Origin of the sequence: Rubripirellula amarantea (genome assembly GCF_007859865.1) — a bacterium.
Taxonomy (GTDB): domain Bacteria; phylum Planctomycetota; class Planctomycetia; order Pirellulales; family Pirellulaceae; genus Rubripirellula; species Rubripirellula amarantea.
In genome coordinates this window covers 1,497,562-1,514,954 of record NZ_SJPI01000002.1, presented here as the reverse complement: position 1 = coordinate 1,514,954, position 17,393 = coordinate 1,497,562, and the positions used below count along the sequence as shown (strand labels likewise).

General features: G+C 54.0%; 13 protein-coding genes. 5 read left to right on the top strand and 8 right to left on the bottom strand.

Annotated features, from left to right (window positions below):
- Positions 1 to 10: 10 nt before the first annotated feature.
- From gdhA to Pla22_RS19090, 5 genes are all read left to right on the top strand, one after another.
- Positions 11 to 1,366 (top strand): NADP-specific glutamate dehydrogenase, encoded by a 1,356-nt coding sequence (gdhA, locus tag Pla22_RS19110; RefSeq protein WP_146516332.1) that lies wholly within the window; start codon positions 11 to 13, stop codon positions 1,364 to 1,366.
- Positions 1,367 to 1,693: 327 nt separating this feature from the next.
- Positions 1,694 to 2,611 carry a universal stress protein gene (locus Pla22_RS19105; RefSeq protein WP_165440749.1) on the top strand — a complete coding sequence of 306 codons (918 nt, stop codon included), beginning with the start codon at positions 1,694 to 1,696 and terminating at the stop codon, positions 2,609 to 2,611.
- Positions 2,612 to 2,655: 44 nt separating this feature from the next.
- Positions 2,656 to 3,708 carry a beta/alpha barrel domain-containing protein gene (locus Pla22_RS19100; RefSeq protein WP_146516330.1) on the top strand — a complete coding sequence of 351 codons (1,053 nt, stop codon included), beginning with the start codon at positions 2,656 to 2,658 and terminating at the stop codon, positions 3,706 to 3,708.
- A 358-nt stretch (positions 3,709 to 4,066) separates the two neighbouring features.
- Entirely contained in the window at positions 4,067 to 4,651 is a 585-nt protein-coding gene (locus tag Pla22_RS19095) for an RNA polymerase sigma factor (protein WP_165440748.1), read from the top strand.
- 74 nt (positions 4,652 to 4,725) lie between these two features.
- A complete protein-coding gene (locus Pla22_RS19090; protein WP_146516328.1) occupies positions 4,726 to 7,569 on the top strand; it encodes a serine/threonine-protein kinase in 2,844 nt (947 codons plus the stop codon).
- Between the two features lie 26 nt (positions 7,570 to 7,595).
- On the opposite strand, the gene ccoS is transcribed toward Pla22_RS19090, so the two are convergent.
- The 8 genes from ccoS to ccoN form a co-directional block, all read right to left on the bottom strand.
- Positions 7,596 to 7,796 carry a cbb3-type cytochrome oxidase assembly protein CcoS gene (ccoS, locus tag Pla22_RS19085; protein ID WP_146516327.1) on the bottom strand — a complete coding sequence of 67 codons (201 nt, stop codon included), beginning with the start codon at positions 7,794 to 7,796 and terminating at the stop codon, positions 7,596 to 7,598.
- Complete coding sequence (locus tag Pla22_RS19080; RefSeq protein ID WP_165440747.1) at positions 7,793 to 10,315, bottom strand: heavy metal translocating P-type ATPase; 2,523 nt, start codon at positions 10,313 to 10,315, stop codon at positions 7,793 to 7,795. Before Pla22_RS19080 ends, ccoS begins: the two co-directional genes overlap by 4 nt.
- Positions 10,260 to 11,060: a sulfite exporter TauE/SafE family protein gene (locus Pla22_RS19075; RefSeq protein ID WP_146516325.1), complete on the bottom strand. Its 801-nt coding sequence runs from the start codon at positions 11,058 to 11,060 to the stop codon at positions 10,260 to 10,262. The genes Pla22_RS19080 and Pla22_RS19075 overlap by 56 nt, the downstream gene beginning before the upstream one ends.
- Positions 11,061 to 11,067: 7 nt before the next feature.
- The gene (locus Pla22_RS19070; RefSeq protein ID WP_146516324.1) at positions 11,068 to 11,610 is read right to left on the bottom strand and encodes a FixH family protein; all 543 of its coding nucleotides are present in this window, start codon (positions 11,608 to 11,610) and stop codon (positions 11,068 to 11,070) included.
- Positions 11,611 to 11,695: 85 nt separating this feature from the next.
- Positions 11,696 to 13,126: a cytochrome c oxidase accessory protein CcoG gene (ccoG, locus tag Pla22_RS19065; RefSeq protein ID WP_146516323.1), complete on the bottom strand. Its 1,431-nt coding sequence runs from the start codon at positions 13,124 to 13,126 to the stop codon at positions 11,696 to 11,698.
- Between the two features lie 221 nt (positions 13,127 to 13,347).
- Positions 13,348 to 14,070: a cbb3-type cytochrome c oxidase N-terminal domain-containing protein gene (locus Pla22_RS19060; protein ID WP_146516322.1), complete on the bottom strand. Its 723-nt coding sequence runs from the start codon at positions 14,068 to 14,070 to the stop codon at positions 13,348 to 13,350.
- Positions 14,063 to 14,242: a hypothetical protein gene (locus Pla22_RS19055; protein WP_146516321.1), complete on the bottom strand. Its 180-nt coding sequence runs from the start codon at positions 14,240 to 14,242 to the stop codon at positions 14,063 to 14,065. The genes Pla22_RS19060 and Pla22_RS19055 overlap by 8 nt, the downstream gene beginning before the upstream one ends.
- 50 nt (positions 14,243 to 14,292) lie before the next feature.
- Complete coding sequence (gene ccoN / locus Pla22_RS19050; RefSeq protein WP_146516621.1) at positions 14,293 to 16,659, bottom strand: cytochrome-c oxidase, cbb3-type subunit I; 2,367 nt, start codon at positions 16,657 to 16,659, stop codon at positions 14,293 to 14,295.
- Positions 16,660 to 17,393 lie beyond the last annotated feature (734 nt).

Genomic DNA, 17,393 nt, shown 5'->3' with positions numbered 1-17,393 from the left:
GGATTTATCTATGGCCATCTCTGAACATGTCGACTTACCCAAATTCATGCAGGGTGTGGCAAAACGAAATCCTGGACAATCCGAGTTCATACAAGCGGTCCAAGAAGTCGCCGAAGATATCTTCGAGTTTATTGCCGATAAGGAACGCTATCACGAAGCACAAATCCTAAGGCGGATTGCCGAACCGGATCGGATCATTTCTTTTCGAGTTTGCTGGGAAGACGACAACGGAAATGTGCGCGTGCAACGTGGTTGGCGAGTGCAGAACAACAATTCCATCGGTCCGTATAAAGGCGGCATTCGGTTTCATCCCTCCGTCACGGAAAGCGTGCTAAAGTTCTTAGCGTTCGAGCAGACCTTCAAGAATGCGCTCACAGGTTTGCCGATGGGTGGTGCAAAGGGCGGTGCGAACTTTAACCCTAAGGGTAAGAGCGATCGAGAAGTGATGCGCTTTTGTCAATCGTTCATGACCGAACTCTATCGCCATGTCGGTGCGGACGTGGATGTTCCAGCAGGAGACATCGGCGTGGGGGCTCGTGAGATCGGGTACATGTTCGGGCAATACAAGCGAATTACTAATCAATTCACCGGAGTGCTGACAGGCAAAGGACTCGAATATGGCGGATCGCTGATTCGAACGGAGGCAACTGGTTATGGCGCGGTGTATTTCCTTGCCAACATGCTGAAAACCAAAGACGATGACTTGCGCGGGAAAATCGCGGTCGTCTCGGGATCAGGGAACGTTGCAACTCATGCAGCCGAGAAGTTGACGCATCTAGGTGCAAGCGTGGTAACGTTGTCCGATAGTGGTGGGTTTATTCATGACCCCGATGGCATCAACCTTGAAAAACTTCGCTGGATCAAGCAGTTGAAGAATGTCCGTCGCGGTCGAATTAGTGAGTATGTTGAAGAGTTCAAAGGAGCGACCTATCACGAAGCTAAGTCGCCATGGAACGTCCCCTGCGACGTAGCGCTGCCGTGCGCTACGCAAAATGAGTTATCGAGCGAGGACGCTCAATCGCTTGTCAAGAATGGTTGCATTGCGATCAGCGAGGGGGCAAACATGCCCACGGAACTCAAAGGCGTTCACGTCTTCAAAAAGGCCAAAGTTCTTTTCGCACCTGGTAAAGCAGCGAATGCAGGCGGAGTAGCCGTGTCCGGTCTCGAAATGAGCCAGAATTCAGCCCGCATCTCTTGGAAGGAAGAGCAACTGCAACAATTGCTTGTCGACATCATGGACGGTATCCATAAGCAATGCCTTGAGTACGGTCAGATGGGCGGCGGCTATTGCGACTACGTGCGTGGTGCGAACATCGCGGGGTTCAAGAAGGTTGCCGATGCAATGTTGGCCTTCGGGGTTGTCTGATGTTTCTAGGTCGTCTGATGTTCTGACTCGAGGTGTTGACGTCGCATGTCCTCTCGGAGCCCAGGCTAAATTCATGCTGCGGCGATTTAGGCATGAGTGCCCAAAGACCTGAATCGGAAGAGTCGGTTGATGATGATGCTGAAGTTTCGTTTACCTGTACGGGTTGTGACATAGCGATGAGACGTAGGGACTCATCCTGAGACAGTACGCACACGTCGTGTCACTGATTTGCCGCGCCCGCAGGCTATGCGCTCTTTGGCACTCGGATTGCATGCGTATTGGCTAGATTCACAACCTTATGACGCCAAACTGTGGGATAGAAAGACAATGCGCCACGTACTCCTCGCCGTCGACGGCTCACCAGCTTCCGACCAAGCGGTTCGATTGCTCGCACACTTACCCCATCGCGACCGTCTTGAATTGACCATTCTGACCGTGATCGAACCGGTCTACATTCACGGTAGTTACGCCGCTACCGAGATGATTGAGCAGGTCAATTCACATGCACGCGAACTCGCTGAAGCGACGCACGCGAACGTATGTGAGAAGTTCGATGGTGCCAATGTGCTGATCCATCACGAGTATCGCCAAGGGAATATCGGTGAAACGATTGTTCAGGCGGCCAAAGAGTTGAACGTTGATTTGGTCGTGGTCGGTGCGACGGGGCGATCTCAGTTAAGTCGCGTTCTGCTTGGCAGCGTGAGCGATCACGTGGCGACCCATGCGCCATGCAGCGTTCTGGTGGTCCGTCCGAGCGGTTTAGAAGACAGCCCGCGTCCTATTCGCGTTTGCTTAGGTTACGAAGGTGGCGAACCAGCTAAGCGAGCGATTGCCGAGATCGGTGAAATTCCTTGGACGAGCGGAACCGAATTTCATGTTGTGTCAATCGTCACCTATCTTCTTGGTGTCTACGGCGAGCTGATTCACGACGAGCAATCAGTGAAGCAACATGACGAGGATTTGAAGGAATCAAAACTTCAATTGTCCGACGTCGCCTCTGACATTCGAACTCACTTGATTGAGTCAGAGCATCGCGGAGAAAGTCTGGTTAGCTTTGCCGAGAAAAATGGAATTGATCTGATGGTGGTTGGCGAAACGCCACGTGGAAATCTTTCACGTTTCTTGCTGGGCAGCACATCACGTTACGTGCTTCGACACTCTCCTTGCAGCGTTTGGATCTCTCGCGGGATCAACACCAGCAGGCGATCTGAACAAGTCTCGCAATCAGAAATGGCATCCTCTTAACGTCGCCTCTTCTTCTCTCTTGTCTCCCTTAATCGAGTGTATCAATGAGTTTGAATCTGACGACGCACTACGGTGGCCTATGTCTGCGGTCACCAATCATTGTCGGTGCTTGCCCATTAACGGCTGACGAACAGACTCGGCGTTCATTTGAAGAAGCTGGCGCGGGTGCGATCGTGCTACCATCGTTGTTCGAAGAACAGGTGGTGCGTTGGGCAATCAAAACCGATCGACCCGTATCCCAGCGCGAACGAGAGTTGCTGAACCGAAGCAACCGTTACTATGTCCACACCGCGTGTCAAAGTGCAGAGTGCTACTTGGCGCTTGTGAACCGCGCTGCCACCTATTCAACCATACCGGTGATTGCGTCGCTCAATGGATATACCGACAGCGGTTGGCTAGATTTTGCTGGCGAGTTAGAAGAAGCGGGTGCTGCTGCGATTGAGTTAAACGTGCATCACGGCCCGGTGAGCGACTACACGGGGGCGATTGACTTAGAGAACTCGGTGGTTGACGCCATTTCCGAGATCAAGCAGTCCATCACCGTACCTTTATTCATCAAACTCGAACGTGGTGGGTTGAGTATTCCGCATCTTGCTCGGCGGATTTGTTCGGGAGCCGATGGCTTGGTGATGTATGGGCGCCAACCCAACGTGGACATCTGCCTCGACTCGTTCAAGCTCAACTCTCACTGGTCGCTCACTCAACCAGGGCGAGTTGTCGATACCATTGGCCATATCATGCAAGTTCATGGTCATTGCCCGGCAATGTCGATTGCTGCCAGTGCCGGCGTTGCCTCAAGTGAGGATGTGATCAAAGTGCTGTTGGCCGGTGCCGATGTGGCGATGGTCACTTCCGAGGTCTACCGAAACGGTGCCGATACGATCCGTCGCCTGTTGGATGGCCTCATCGTTTTTCTCGAGAAGCACCATTTGCGTTCGCTCGATGAACTACATGAGCTTCGACCTTTGGAGTTTGGCAGTGAAGAAGAACGCAGCACTTACACTGCGGCACTCTCGGTTCGCCTTACTCAGGATCCTCCGGTTAGCGAATCAGTCGACGTTAAAGGCGACGCCTTCGGACACATCACGACGCCGTAGCGTGAAGGTTCGTTCTATTGAGGCGACCGAATGTCCGCCCGCGCTGCGGACTGACAGTTCGCTTCCCGCGTCGTTCGTTGGTTTGACGGACAGCCCATGGTCATTCGGCGCGTTGGCATCTCGGTAACATGCAATCGCGAGTGCTCGTGATTGTGCGATCGGTGGTGCAACTCGATTAAAACGGGCAACCACGCGGCATTGCTTCCGGTACTATGCTTGGGGAAAGACATGCCGAAGTACCCTGCCCCGTTTGCTGTGGCCGCGAATCTTGCTTGGATCAGGCATCGGTGACCGACTAATGTTTGATCGCGAGTGAGTCCAATGTCGTGAATGTGAATGAGCTAGAATGGGTGATATCATGACTCATTCACCTAGTATCTCGTCGTTGTTTCTCGTCCGACTTCGTGAAATGAACTCGCCCGCCTGGACACGTTTGGTCGAGACCTTTTCGCCTGTGATCTACCATTGGTGCCGAAAATCGGGGCTGACCGGACACGATGCCGCAGACGTTGTTCAAGACGTTTTCGCAACGATTTCCGCTAAGATTCATCAATTCGACCGTGATCGGCCCGGTGCGAGTTTCCGGGCTTGGATGGCGACGATCACGCGAACCAAAGTTGCGGACCACTATCGACGCCGGTCACGTCAGGCTCAGCCTCAAGGCGGCACCGATGCGTTGAATTGGTTACAGGCGGTGCCCGATCTCGATGCTGACCCCTCTTCCATTTCAGCGATTGAAGTCACAGTGGCTCAGCGGGTGCTTAGTTTGATCCGCGACGAGTTTGAACCGAAGACCTGGGAAGCATTCCGCATGACCGCCATCGAAAATATGCCTGCGGCCGAAGTGGCCGACCGACTGTCGTTGCGAGTATCGTCGGTTTATCAGGCCCGTTGCCGGGTGCTTCGACGGCTGAAACAGCGGCTGGGTGAATTGCCCACATAAATGGTGTCAGACCACGACGTTCTTAACTGTAGACGTTGTTTTGACTGTCATTTTGTTCAAAAAGGCTCCCTATCATGCAAGTTTCTTTATGTCCGTCCGACGAAACACTGGTTGATCTGGTCCATGGCCGGCTCGGTGAGCTTCAAGAATCGCCAGTGGTCGAGCATGTTCAACAGTGTGAGGAATGTCGGGGAAAACTGGCGAAGATCGAATCCGACTCGAGCGATTCGTTGCTTCAGCAGTTGCGACAATCGGAATCCGCCAACCCATTCATGGAGGAACCCGACTGTGACTGGGCCACTTCGTTGGCGTTGGGAGCGATTAACCGTGACAAGGACGATGATCCTCACGCCGAGCCGTTCGCATTGCCCATGGATTTGGGTGACTACCGACTGCTCGATGCGGTCGCACATGGCGGGATGGGCATTGTTTATCGAGCCGAGCACCTTCGATTGGGACGCGACGTCGCCGTCAAAATCATTTCGGGCAAACGCTTATCTGATAAGCGAGCAACTCAGCGCTTTGAAGCGGAGATGCGGGCACTTGGGCAACTCAGCCATCCTAACATCGTCTCGGCCTTGGACGCGCGTGAACTTAGCGGTCAACCCGTGTTGATCATGGAGTACGTCGACGGACTAGACCTCAGCCAGATTGTGCAACGGCTCGGTCCGTTGTCGCCTGAAGCCGTTGCCGCGATCGGCCGAGCCGTTGCCGCAGCACTTGAGTATGCTAACCGAAACGGTCTCGTGCATCGCGACGTCAAGCCGTCGAACATCATGCTCAATCGCGATGGAGAGGTGAAGCTGCTTGATCTCGGACTAGCTCGGTTTCAGTTGACGCAAGGATCGCAGGTTGATGGTACGGCAACTGGATTGGCGCTTGGAACGGCCGACTACATGTCGCCGGAACAAATTCACGATGCGCGTGACGTTGACATTCGTTCGGATCTTTATTCCCTCGGTTGTACACTGCTGAAACTACTGACTGGTTCGGCACCTTACGATGATGCAAATCACGCCACGAACTTCGCTAAGCTGACCGCCCACGTTTCGCCTGATCCAATCACGGTGCCTGATCCGTTTCGAGGAAGATCGTCTCAGCTTTCAGCGATCATCGAAGGATTGGTTGCCAAGGACCGCGCTGATCGCCCATCGTCGGCTCAGGACGTATCTCTAGCCTTGCAACCGCTCGCCCATCAGGCTGATCTGGCTAAGCTAGTTCAATTTGCTCGCACGGTTGGGCCACTCCAACATCATGCGTTTAGCCAGCCGAACGCAAACATAAATTCCCGTTCCGATGAGTCTTGGCCATCGCGTTGGCTGCTGGTTGCTTTGGCGGCCGGTGGTATTCCCGTTGGACTGCTATTGGGAACTTGGTTAACGATTCAACGTTCCGATGGAAGTGTGAACCGTATTTCGCTGCCCGAAAATTCGTCGGCGATTGTCGATTCGAACGGCAACGTTGATGTCAGCGTGACGGCAGGTACCACTGCGTTGCCGCAGGCTCATAGGGAAACGACCTCGGGTGACTCTAACGCGATCGCTAATATGCCAAGGAGTAAGTCACGGGATCTTGCGATCAAAGGCGTAGCGATCGCGACACTCGATGGTGATCGCGAAGTGGTGGCCGCGATGCATGCGGTCACGAATGCGGAAACGCCGATCTATCGAGGTTACCCCTATAACGCTTGGATGAACCTTTTCGAGAAAGATCGCAACGTTGACATCGCAGTCTCGGCTGCGACGGCACTGGTGCAGCTCGCAGACACCAAAGAGCAAAAAGGTGAAGTTGCCCGCGCTCTACTTAAACGATGTCGTGCGTGGGGTGGCCGGATCCTTAGCGACGGAAGTGAAATGGCTTCACCGAAGTGGATGAACATGATGGTAAACCAGTACCCTAACTTGATGTCAGATAGCGACGTTGAGTTTGAGTACTTGCTGGACGAACTAGAGCACGGCAACTCGAAAAGCCGAACTGCTGTAGAGATGATTTTGTCGATGCAATTCGATTCGATTTTGCCAATGACCGCAAAACTGTCTTCGAGTTCCTCGTCGGATACGATGCGTCTTCAGTTGATCCATGCTCTGGCGAAACACGCTGAAGTTAGCTCGGATAGCCCAGGATCAACCGAAGACCTGGCGATGGCAATGGCTTTATCTTCCGGGATTCCTTATGCCGATTTGCCCGCATCGCTTCAAAAGATGTCGAAGATGCAATGGATGCAGGTTAGTGAGATGCCAACTCGGGAAGTGATACGAACGATTGACTTTGGTTCGTATCAATTCCGCCTCAAGGACGCTGCATGGCTCCCCTATTGGCAAACGCTTGCGGATGAAAATCGCAAGCCACGACACGTTTTTTATCAACTATTTGAGGATCAAGTTCACTTCGTTTCCATCTATGATGCGGCAAGCGTGTTGGCGGTAATGCCCAGGCCGGCGGATGGAGATGTGACTGCATTGAAGCAGTTCCTTGTGCAACGTCTAGCCGATTCTGACTTCGATGAACGCGGTTCGGATAGTAAGGTGTGGCCGGCCCTTTCTCACTGGCTCGTGCGTGCCGATTTGCTAACCGTCGATAAAGCTGACCGCATGTTGGCCATCATCAGTGAAACCGAAGACAAAGCGATCGACGTTATCGGTCGTGATCTGTATGTACTGAACCCACCCCGAACCATCGCTCCACCGCGACGCGGCGGTACCAATGCTGGCATCAGTGCCCGCATGTCGGGCTACAACTTAGGACGAGAAAGTGATCTCTCAGATGAGCAGAACGTACAGATCAAAAAAGCTCTGAAGGAAGGTTGCGAACATCTGGCCCAGTTGTTGGGAATTGAGATCGACTTTGCCATTGACTATCGGATACCCGGCGGAACTGATGGAAGAAAGAATTTCATCAATCAGGGTGGAATGTTCTAGGCGGACAGGTCGTTTCTCATACTGCTTTATGACTTCTTCGTGGACCTGTTCTTCGCCGTACCGTTCTTCGCCGTTCCGTTCCTTATGGGCTCGTCGTCAATCAACATCCTTACCGAGGCGCCCTCGAGGTCGTCGTACTGGCCGCCTCGGATGCACTTGATACAGGCGATCATGGCAGCGGCTCCCATCAGAATCGCAACGGGTAGGGCGACATACAAAACACTCATCGTGTTGGTTTCGAGTTGGAGGAACTTAAGTCTTCGGGAAGTCGCACGCCGGCGATGGTGGCAAGGATCACCGTGAGCGAACTGATCGGCATAAGAATCGCGGCTATCAAAGGAGTAATCATGCCGTTCATCGCTAGGGCAACCGCCACAACGTTGTAGCTTATCGACAACGCCAAGTTTCGCAAAATAACACGGCGAGTCGTCCCGGCCATCGACACAAGCGTGACCAATCCACCAAGGCGGCCGTCGCCGATGATGATGGGGGCGGCCGCAAGCGATGCATTCACACCGCCGCGAATGGCGACGCCTACATCCGCCGCCGCAAGCGCCGCTGCATCGTTGAGTCCGTCGCCGACCATCATGACAATGCCATCAAGTGATGCTTTCCTTATCGCATCAAGTTTTTCGTCCGGCATCATTTCGCCTCGCGCTCGCTCGGCATCAACGCCAAGTTTCGCAGCCACCTCGGCCACCGTCGCGCGGTGGTCGCCCGACAAGATGCCAACCTTCCAACCGAGGTCCTGGAAGTGCTTCACTACCGCACGCGATTCATCGCGAATCGCGTCGGCGGTTCCAAACACGGCTCGAATCGAGTTGTTCGCGGTGACAAAGATAGGGCTGCCACCTTCCTTGCGAATCCGGCTGGCAATTTCGTTCCATGGTTCATCAATGGCGTCGCTCACCACATTCGCGTTGCCAATTTGAATGGTGCCCATCGGCGTTCCTTGGGCCTCGATGCCAATCCCTGGAAGTACGTTGATCGTCCAATCGGAATGTTCGGCGGGATCAACGTCGCAGTCCTTCGCGTATTCGATTAATGCCGCAGCAATCGGGTGACGCACATAAGTTTGAGCGGATGCAGCGATCGCCAACCATTCGGGATCACCGTGCCAGTGAATTACCTTCATGCGACCGGTCGTTAGTGTGCCGGTCTTGTCGAAAAAGATGGTTCCTTTTCCAACGATCCGTTCTAAGCACTCACCACTACGAACGAGGACTTTTCGACTCGCAAGCCTTCCGATGCTCGCAGCTATCGCCAGCGGCGTGGCAAGTGCCAGTGCGCACGGGCACGCCACGATCAGTAGCGCCACGACATGACCAACAACAGACGACGGATCGCGGTTCCACCAGTAAACCCACGTGGCGATGGCCAGCACAAGTACGATCGCAACGAACCAGCCTCCGATGCGATTGGCGAGTTGAACAATGGGCGTTCGAGAGGCGGCCGCATCGGCTACCGCAGAAGTAAGTTGCGATAAACGAGTTTGCGAACCTACCAATGTCGCCGTGATCTCAAGGGGCGATTGCAAGTTATCGGTACCCGCTTCGACGAGGCTTCCCACCACGACTTCAACCGGCACACTTTCGCCCGTCAACAGCGAGCGATCAATGGACGACTTGCCATCGACGACCACTCCATCCACGGGAACGCTTTCCCCTGGTGCAACCAGAACCGTATCGCCAATCGAAAGCGTATCACATGTGACTCGCTCGGTTGTTCCGTCGCTCTTTCGCAGAGTTGCAACAGCGGGAGCGAGTTGAATCAGTCCTGCCACTTCGTCTCCCGCCCGACGCTGTTGCCGCATTTGCAACCAACGGCCTACGAGTAAGAAGAACACTAGGGCGGCGATGGAATCAAAGTAGATTTCACGATTCGCGTCGAGTAACCCATAAAGACTGCCGCCAAGACCCGCAGCTAACCCGATGGCGACGGGTAAATCCATGTGCGGCGTTCGTGTACGAATGGACGCCAGGGCACCACGGAAGAAGGTTCGGCCTGGAAAAAGCACCGCAATGCATCCGAGAACCACACCAGCGATTCGAAACGCGTTTGCGTGCTCGGCTTCGATACCCGTGAATGCTCCCGCATACAGGGCAATTGCCAACCACATCGCATTGGCCGCACAAAATCCAGCGATCGCGATATCGACAAGCAACTGGCGACTTTCAAGAGTCGCGGCTTCAGAATGTCCTGAATCTTTACCCAATGGGGACACTTCGTACCCGAGTTTCTGCAGCAGCGACCCAATCTTCGACAATGGTACAGTCGCGGGATCGTACGTGATCTCGATGGTGCGTTCGTGCATGCGGACTCGAGACGACAACCATCCGTCAACGCGTTCGGGCGCACGTTCAAGCAGCCACAAGCATGCTGCGCAGTGCAAACCGCTGATACACAGACGTGAACGCAGTAGTTCGTTCCCATCGGAATCATGGACGAGTACCGGTGCGGATGCGCCCAAGAGCGATGGGTGGTCTAGGTCGTCAAACCGCGAGTCCTTTTCAGTCGCGGGACTGGCACCACTATCGTCGCGAATCGCGTAATAGTCTTCCAAACCCCAGCCGCGGATTAGTTCATAAGCACCGCGACAACCGTTGCAGCAAAACGCTGGGACGTCCGGTCGCGCCGGTGGCGGCGAAGGCAGCCCGCAATGAACGCAAGCCACCGAACTACGAAGAACGCTAGTCATCGGATGTCTTTGCATGCTGGCCGCATTGGCAGCAAGGCAGCGGTTCATCGCAAAGCTTTTCGAGCGTCGCTGCACTCGGATCGGCGTTGACACCGCGAACGATTGCATCAGGATTCATCTGAGTCAAGTCTGCGGTCGCTCGCCCGGTCGCGGTGTACATACCAGTTAGAATCAAAAGCACGCTCGTCGCGATTGGAATCAACGATCGGAAACGATCACTCAGCGTATGGACACCCAAGATAAGTCCTGACAATGCGGGCAGCGTTCCGATCCAAAATGCCGTCATGACAACCAAAGAAGAAACCACGTTTCCGGTTCCTCCGGCGACCAAGACGAACAAGTACAGCCATCCACAGGGCAGCCACGTCGTTAGCAGTCCGCCCAGGTAAGCGCGACCGACGGGACCTTGCGAAGCGATCAGTGGTTTTGCGGCGTGAAGGTATCCGGCGATCTTTGACGGCTTGGGGCCTTCGGTGCTGTCAGTCGTTCGATGGTAAGCACGATAGCGACCGATCAACTGTGTAAGTCCGACGACTACCAGCGTTGTTCCAGCAATTTTGGCAGCCAACGATTGGAAGCCGGCAACTTCACCAGTGATCGTTAACGTCGAACCGATCAATCCGGCCGCTAAACCCGCCGATAGGTAAGTGGTTAGACGCCCGAAATGGTAAGCCCCGATTACTGACGCACGCTTGTCGGTGCCGGTCGCCCACAAGGCGAACGGACCGCACATGCCAACACAGTGCAGGCTGCCCAACAAAGAAGCCGTGAAGATCGCTATCCCAAAAGCCAACACTGGGTTAATCCTTATTGTTGCTATTCAAAGGGTACGAACCCATTTCTACACGATGGTCAGTCGACATGACAAAATGATCGCCCAGGTCGTTCAACAAGTCCAATCGGAACGTCCAAAGACCATTGTGGGTAACTACGTCCGCAATTGAGATCGTTCCCGATGATGATGCGGTGACGTTGCGGGTGACGACATGGTTGGCTCGCGCGTGACGAAATATTTCTACGGTTCCGCTGCGTAGTTTGATCGGTAGTCCGTCCGCGTTCCGCAAGTCAATATGAAGCGTGCCGTCGGAACCGACGCTCGCTTGAACAACCCAGCCAAGTGCTTCCGAATCACGCCGCAATTTTTCGGTTTTATCCCAGTCCAAAGCTTTCTGGTAATAGTCGGGGACAATCGCCACGGATGGGTCTTGAGTGGCAAGCGTGATGGCGGCGAATCCTAAGCACAATGTAAACGTCAAGAACCCGACCACGACACCACCCCAGCGGATTGCTGCGTTGCGATTAGCGCGGGCGTCGAAAACAATTCGTTCCGGTTCGTAGGGCATAAGTGATCTTCAAAGTGGGATAATTGTCGGTCGGCTTCTGCACACCAATCAAGTGTGCAAGCGCGTGTGCGGGTGTAGCGGCTAGCTACCTCGGACCTAGTATCTGCGCGGTCACGACACGCTCGTTCTCTAAGTCGTCCGCCAGTGTGACGGAAACGTCCGCGCGTCCATTCTTAATGACCTTGGGGTCAACCGCGATCGTCATTGACAACAATTCGCTGCCACCCTTCGGCAAACTCACTTCACCAACTTCCGTAAAGGTCACCGTCGTTCCGGCAGGCTCGAAAGCCGTGACTCGGTAATTTCGGGTTTCCTCGGTGCGGTTGGTTAATCGCAAGCGGAATCGGTTGGCGACTTGTCCATCGTTTGTTCGATAGAACGGATTGCCCGTACCACGCATCAAACGGGCGTCAAATGCGTACTTCGTTGACAGCACCGTCACGAAAGCGGCTGATAGGGCGATCAAAATAAGCGGGTAAATGATCGTCCGCAGCCGAAGGAATTTTTGAGGCTTGCCGTCAATCGCATCCTGCGATGAATAACGGATCAAGCCTCGAGGGGCACCGACGCGATCCATCACATCGTTGCATGCGTCAATGCACTGAGTGCAATTGATGCATTCCATTTGTAAGCCATTGCGAATGTCGATGCCGGTAGGACACACATCCACACATCGATTGCAGTCCACACAGGAACCAGCGCCGTCGCCGGTGACATGCTTGCCTTTCTTTCGCGGTTCACCGCGCGGTTCATCATACGCGACAATCAAGCTGTTTCGGTCAAGCATCACTGATTGAAAGCGACCATACGGACAAGCGATCAGACACATTTGTTCTCGGAAGACTAAGAAGTCAAACATCATCAATGCCGTCACGCCAGCCATCACCAAAAAGGCAACGGGGTGCGTGAATGGTGACCCGGTTAGCCAGCCCGCCAATCGGTCCGTTCCGACGAAGTAAGCCAGGAACGTGTGAGCCAGTACCGTGCAGATGACTAGATAGATCGCAATTCGAAGCACCGATCGACCCGCAGATACCTGCCCCTTAGGTTTTCCACCCTTGCCGACTGTGCCCTCGATCAATCGATCAATCGGACGAAACACGAATTCCATGTAGACCGTTTGCGGACATCCCCAACCGCACCAAAGGCGTCCCGATATGGCGGTCGTTGCGACAATGACGACGAACACGAAAAGCATTGCTAACGCAAGCAAGAGTGTGTCAGTTGGCAAAAAAGTGTGCCCAAGAATGGTGAACTCGCGCGCCAATATGTCAATCAGCACAGGCGGCTTTCCGGCGATGCGCAAATGAGGCAACGCGACAAAGAAAGCAATCAATGCATAGGCGACAATTCGGCGTCGTTTCCACAAGTCACCCGTCGATAAACGCGGACGCAACCAGCGACGCGACCCGTCTGCTTCTAACGTGCTAAGCACGTGCTCGGGTGCATCGAGTAGCGGTAGCGAAGTTGACGATTCGCGAGCCGTTGGGGAAGGTTGAGGGTCGGACGCAGTCATTTCAAACTCAGAGCTATTTTGGCATGTACAATTCGAGCAGTTAGCACAACCGCCTGATTCAATCGGTAGTGCAACTGACGAGCCAACATCACGGTTGCTTCGGATTTCGCTCGGTCGATTGTCCATCGGGTCATTCAATTGAATCACCGTTGATGCAAATCGCGGTTGTGAGGATTATGATCCGACCGCGGTATGAGTCTCTGATTGATCCAGTGAGGGAATTAGAGTTCAGGTGTCTCCGGCTCGTCACTGGATACTTCTTCGTTGGTGTCGTCGCCAGTGGCTGCTTCTTCGGGTTCTTCTTCCGATTCTTCAGCTTCTTCTTCCGATTCTTCAGCGGGTGCTGGCGGCCAAGGGGCGATCTTGTTTCCTTGAGGTGCTTTTGCTGAAGCGGGAACTGTCCCACGCAAGGAAGCCACGTATGAGGAAACCATGACGATTTCGTTCGTGGAAAGTCGATTCTTCCACGCTGGCATTGCCCCAGCACCGGCTCCGTTCTCGAGCACGTTGATGAAGTCACCGATGTCTTTCACGTTCTTGTATTCTTCGTCGGTAAGGTTGGGACCAACCAAACCACCCCCATCGCTTCCGTGGCACGATGTGCAATTGGATTTGAAGACCGCTTTCCCGATCGAAAGCATGTTGGGCTTGTAGAGGAACTTGATGACGTTAGCGCGGTCGGCTTTGAGTTCGCCGATCTCGGCAAACTGCAATCGCAGGTTATCGGCTAATGCGACTTCATAACCTTCTTCGATGGAACGGCCTTCCGCACCGCCGTGATAAAACAGCGTGTAGGGAATTGAGAACAAGATGCAAAGCACGAAAATCCACTTCCACCATCCGGGCAGCGGATTATCAAATTCTTCGATCCCGTCGTATTGATGTCCGGTCAGCGGATCATCGGGAATGCCGGTGTTGTCTTGATCGGTGAGCTTCTTACTCATCGCGCGGGTCCTGAACAGAATCGGAAAGGGGAATGGAAGCAAACTTATCGGTCGCTCGACGCGATAGTCGTAGCGTCGCGAATGTCATCAACAAAAAAGCGCCGCAGAACAACGCCAAGGCGATTTCCGCACAATCGCTGTAGTCAATCGCCCGAATGACATCTTTAAGCATGAGGGTGCTTTGAAAATGAGGAAATGAACACTAAGAAAATAACGCAGCCGCTAATTCACCAACGCGACGACCGGCTCGGCTACGGTTTCAACCTCGGCCGTGGTTTCAGCCTCCGTTGATGCCGCATCCGTCGGTACAGGATCGGTGGGTTGCAGTTCGGTGGGACCTAGTTCGGTGGGTTCCGGGGGAGCAAACAAGTCGACGCCCATCCGTTGCAGGTACGCAATCAGTGCCACGGCTTGGGAATCCATGGTCATCAATTCGCCCCGCATTACCGGACCGCCCTGGGAAACAATGTCCGCTGCGATTTGCTCGGCCTGCTTCCGAGCGATCTCGGGGGCGTTGGTCAGTTCTTCGTCGTACTCGGCGCCAAGCATGTGAGCCGCGGCAACGCGGTCGGTGATCTTCTTGAAGTCGATTGACGTGTCGAGCAAGTGCACGAAGGAAGGCATGGCCGACGCTTCGTTCACCGATTGTGGGTTTTCCAGGTGAAGGTAGTGCCACAAGCTGCTCTGGCGACCGCCTTCGCGAGCCAAATCGGGACCGATTCGGCGTGATCCCCATTGGAACGGTCGGTCATAGATGAACTCACCCGCTTTGCTGTATTCGCCATAGCGTTTGGTTTCCGCCACCATCGGACGAATCATTTGTGAATGGCAGTTGTAACAACCCTCTGAAACATAAATGTCACGACCCGCCAATTCGAGCGGCGTGTATGGCTTGACGGTGGCGATCGTCGGAACGTTTCCGCGGATCAAGAACGTCGGAATAATTTCGAACAGGCTGGCAATCACGACTGCGAGCGTTGTTAGCACAGTGAACTTGACGGGCAAGCGTTCCCATTGACGGTGCCACCCCATGCCGCTCCAAACATCCAACCAGCGAGCAAAACCAAGGACGGGTGCCTCTTCGAGCTTGCTTTTGGCGGTTGGGTCAACGCCACTGTAGGTCTTGGCCAATCGGGGTGCCTGAATCACGGGCTCTTCATAGACCGATGGTCGTGATTTCCAAGTCATGATGTAGTTCAACGCCATTAGCAGCGTTCCGCCGACGTACAGCAATCCACCAAGAACTCGAAGCCACCACATCGGCTTTACAGCGGTGATCGTTTCTACGAAGTCGGGATAGACGAGTTGGCCATTAGCGTCGATGGCACGCCACATCAGGCCCTGGGTAAGACCCGCAACGTAGATGGGAACGATGTAAAGCAAAATCGCGATGGTCGCGACCCAGAAGTGCAGCGTCGCAGCTTTCGTGCTCCATAGTTTCGTCTGGAACAATCGCGGAGCCAGCCAGTACAGCATGCCGAAAGTCATCATCCCATTCCAACCCAGTGCGCCGGAGTGCACGTGAGCAATGGTCCAGTCGGTGTAGTGGCTAAGACCGTTCACGGCTTTGACCGATAACAGCGGACCTTCGAATGTTGACATGCCGTAGAAGGTGATGCCGACGACGAAGAACTTCAAAACCGGATCAATCGAAACCTTTTGCCAGGCACCGCGAAGTGTCAACAATCCGTTGATCATCCCACCCCAAGATGGCATCCAAAGCATCACGCTGAACAGCATTCCAAGTGTGGACGCCCACTGAGGCAATGCGGTGTAGTGCAAGTGGTGAGGACCAGCCCAGATGTAAATGAAGACCAACGACCAGAAGTGCAGAATCGAAAGCTTGTACGAGAAGACGGGGCGGTCGGCTGCTTTGGGTAGGAAGTAATACATCAACCCAAGGAACGGCGTCGTGAGAAAGAAAGCTACCGCGTTGTGACCGTACCACCACTGCATGAACGCGTCTTGCACACCGGCGTAGATCGGGTAGCTCTTCCAAAGGCCGATTGGAATCACCAAGTTATTGAAAACGTGAAGCACCGTGACCGTAACGATCGTGGCAATGTAGAACCACAACGCTACGTACATGTGTCGTTCGCGACGGTTGATCAACGTCATCATGAAGTTGACGCCAAAGAATCCAAGCCAAACCACTGCAATCGCCAAGTCAATCGGCCATTCAAGTTCGGCGTATTCCTTGCTTTGCGTGATTCCCAGCGGCAAGGTGATCGCGGCGGCAACGATGATGGCTTGCCAGCCCCAAAAGTGAAGACGCGATAACACGTCGCTCCACATGCGGGCTTTGCACAACCGTTGAGTGCTGTAATAGATCGCAGCGAAGATACCGTTGCCTGCGAACGCGAAAATCGCGGCGTTGGTATGCAGCGGACGCAGTCGTCCGAAAGTAAGCCACTCAAGTCCCGCAAACATTGTCGGTAGTACGAGCAGTAACGCGACTAACAGTCCCGCGGCGGTCGCAACGACAGCCCAGACTAAAGTAGCGACTGCAAACTTCCGTGAGATGTCGTCGTCGTAAACAAACGAATCTAAAACCTCGCCGGTCGATTTGGAGTGCCCGCTTTCGTCCATGGAGTTGTGATCGGAATTAGCCTGCTCGAGACTACTGATGGATGGATCAACCGTTGACACCAGGAGTTCCCTCTGTTGGTGAGATGAAGATTACGAGTCCAACGACGAATCGCTACGAAATGAGCGTATCGCCTCGTTGAGACGGTGAAGAAATGTTTGATGGGGTGCCCTACGTTCACTCTCTGTGCCAAGGAACAGCTAGCAATTGGCATCAGCAGAATACACGGGAACGGAACATCCGCGAAAGCTGGGTTTTCCGGATAGCGCTGGACATTCCGTCGCAGTCTGATTTTGAGTCTGTGTGACGCACTGCACAGTCTACCAAGTGTGCGTGTGAGCCGGGTCGCACGTCCGATGTGCTATACTGCACGCTGTTGTGATCGCACGGTTCGGTGACCTATGCAGACAACAAAAACAAAAAGATCGCATGCGAAACGTTTGTTTTTGCTGCGCGTTATTGCATGGCTTCAACGCCGCCCTGCAAAGGTTGGTGAAGATATGGCTCGGCATTTGCCAATGGTTCGCAGCGCCAGGCTTAGGTCCATCCAAGCGAAGGTTTCACTCCCCGTCCTATCGTTACGTGTTGATGATGCAATGCGATCATGTCTGTTTCAGACGAATGGTGTATCGCCGTCGCATTGTCCACCGCAGGCGTTCGCAGACGTTTTAGCGAACGCAGGCGACTTATTGATCAGTACACGTTAAGCAGTCCACCTTTTATTCGCCCCATCGTT

What these genes read in the sequence shown, in the direction of transcription:
- ccoN (WP_146516621.1), bottom strand. Translation starts at nt 16,659, where the DNA reads ATGGACGAAAGCGGGCACTCCAAATCGACCGGCGAGGTTTTAGATTCG.
- Pla22_RS19105 (WP_165440749.1), top strand. Translation starts at nt 1,694, where the DNA reads ATGCGCCACGTACTCCTCGCCGTCGACGGCTCACCAGCTTCCGACCAA.
- Pla22_RS19095 (WP_165440748.1), top strand. Translation starts at nt 4,067, where the DNA reads ATGACTCATTCACCTAGTATCTCGTCGTTGTTTCTCGTCCGACTTCGT.
- Pla22_RS19060 (WP_146516322.1), bottom strand. Translation starts at nt 14,070, where the DNA reads ATGAGTAAGAAGCTCACCGATCAAGACAACACCGGCATTCCCGATGAT.
- Pla22_RS19055 (WP_146516321.1), bottom strand. Translation starts at nt 14,242, where the DNA reads ATGCTTAAAGATGTCATTCGGGCGATTGACTACAGCGATTGTGCGGAA.
- Pla22_RS19070 (WP_146516324.1), bottom strand. Translation starts at nt 11,610, where the DNA reads ATGCCCTACGAACCGGAACGAATTGTTTTCGACGCCCGCGCTAATCGC.
- ccoG (WP_146516323.1), bottom strand. Translation starts at nt 13,126, where the DNA reads ATGACTGCGTCCGACCCTCAACCTTCCCCAACGGCTCGCGAATCGTCA.
- Pla22_RS19080 (WP_165440747.1), bottom strand. Translation starts at nt 10,315, where the DNA reads ATGAACCGCTGCCTTGCTGCCAATGCGGCCAGCATGCAAAGACATCCG.
- ccoS (WP_146516327.1), bottom strand. Translation starts at nt 7,796, where the DNA reads ATGAGTGTTTTGTATGTCGCCCTACCCGTTGCGATTCTGATGGGAGCC.
- Pla22_RS19100 (WP_146516330.1), top strand. Translation starts at nt 2,656, where the DNA reads ATGAGTTTGAATCTGACGACGCACTACGGTGGCCTATGTCTGCGGTCA.
- gdhA (WP_146516332.1), top strand. Translation starts at nt 11, where the DNA reads ATGGCCATCTCTGAACATGTCGACTTACCCAAATTCATGCAGGGTGTG.
- Pla22_RS19090 (WP_146516328.1), top strand. Translation starts at nt 4,726, where the DNA reads ATGCAAGTTTCTTTATGTCCGTCCGACGAAACACTGGTTGATCTGGTC.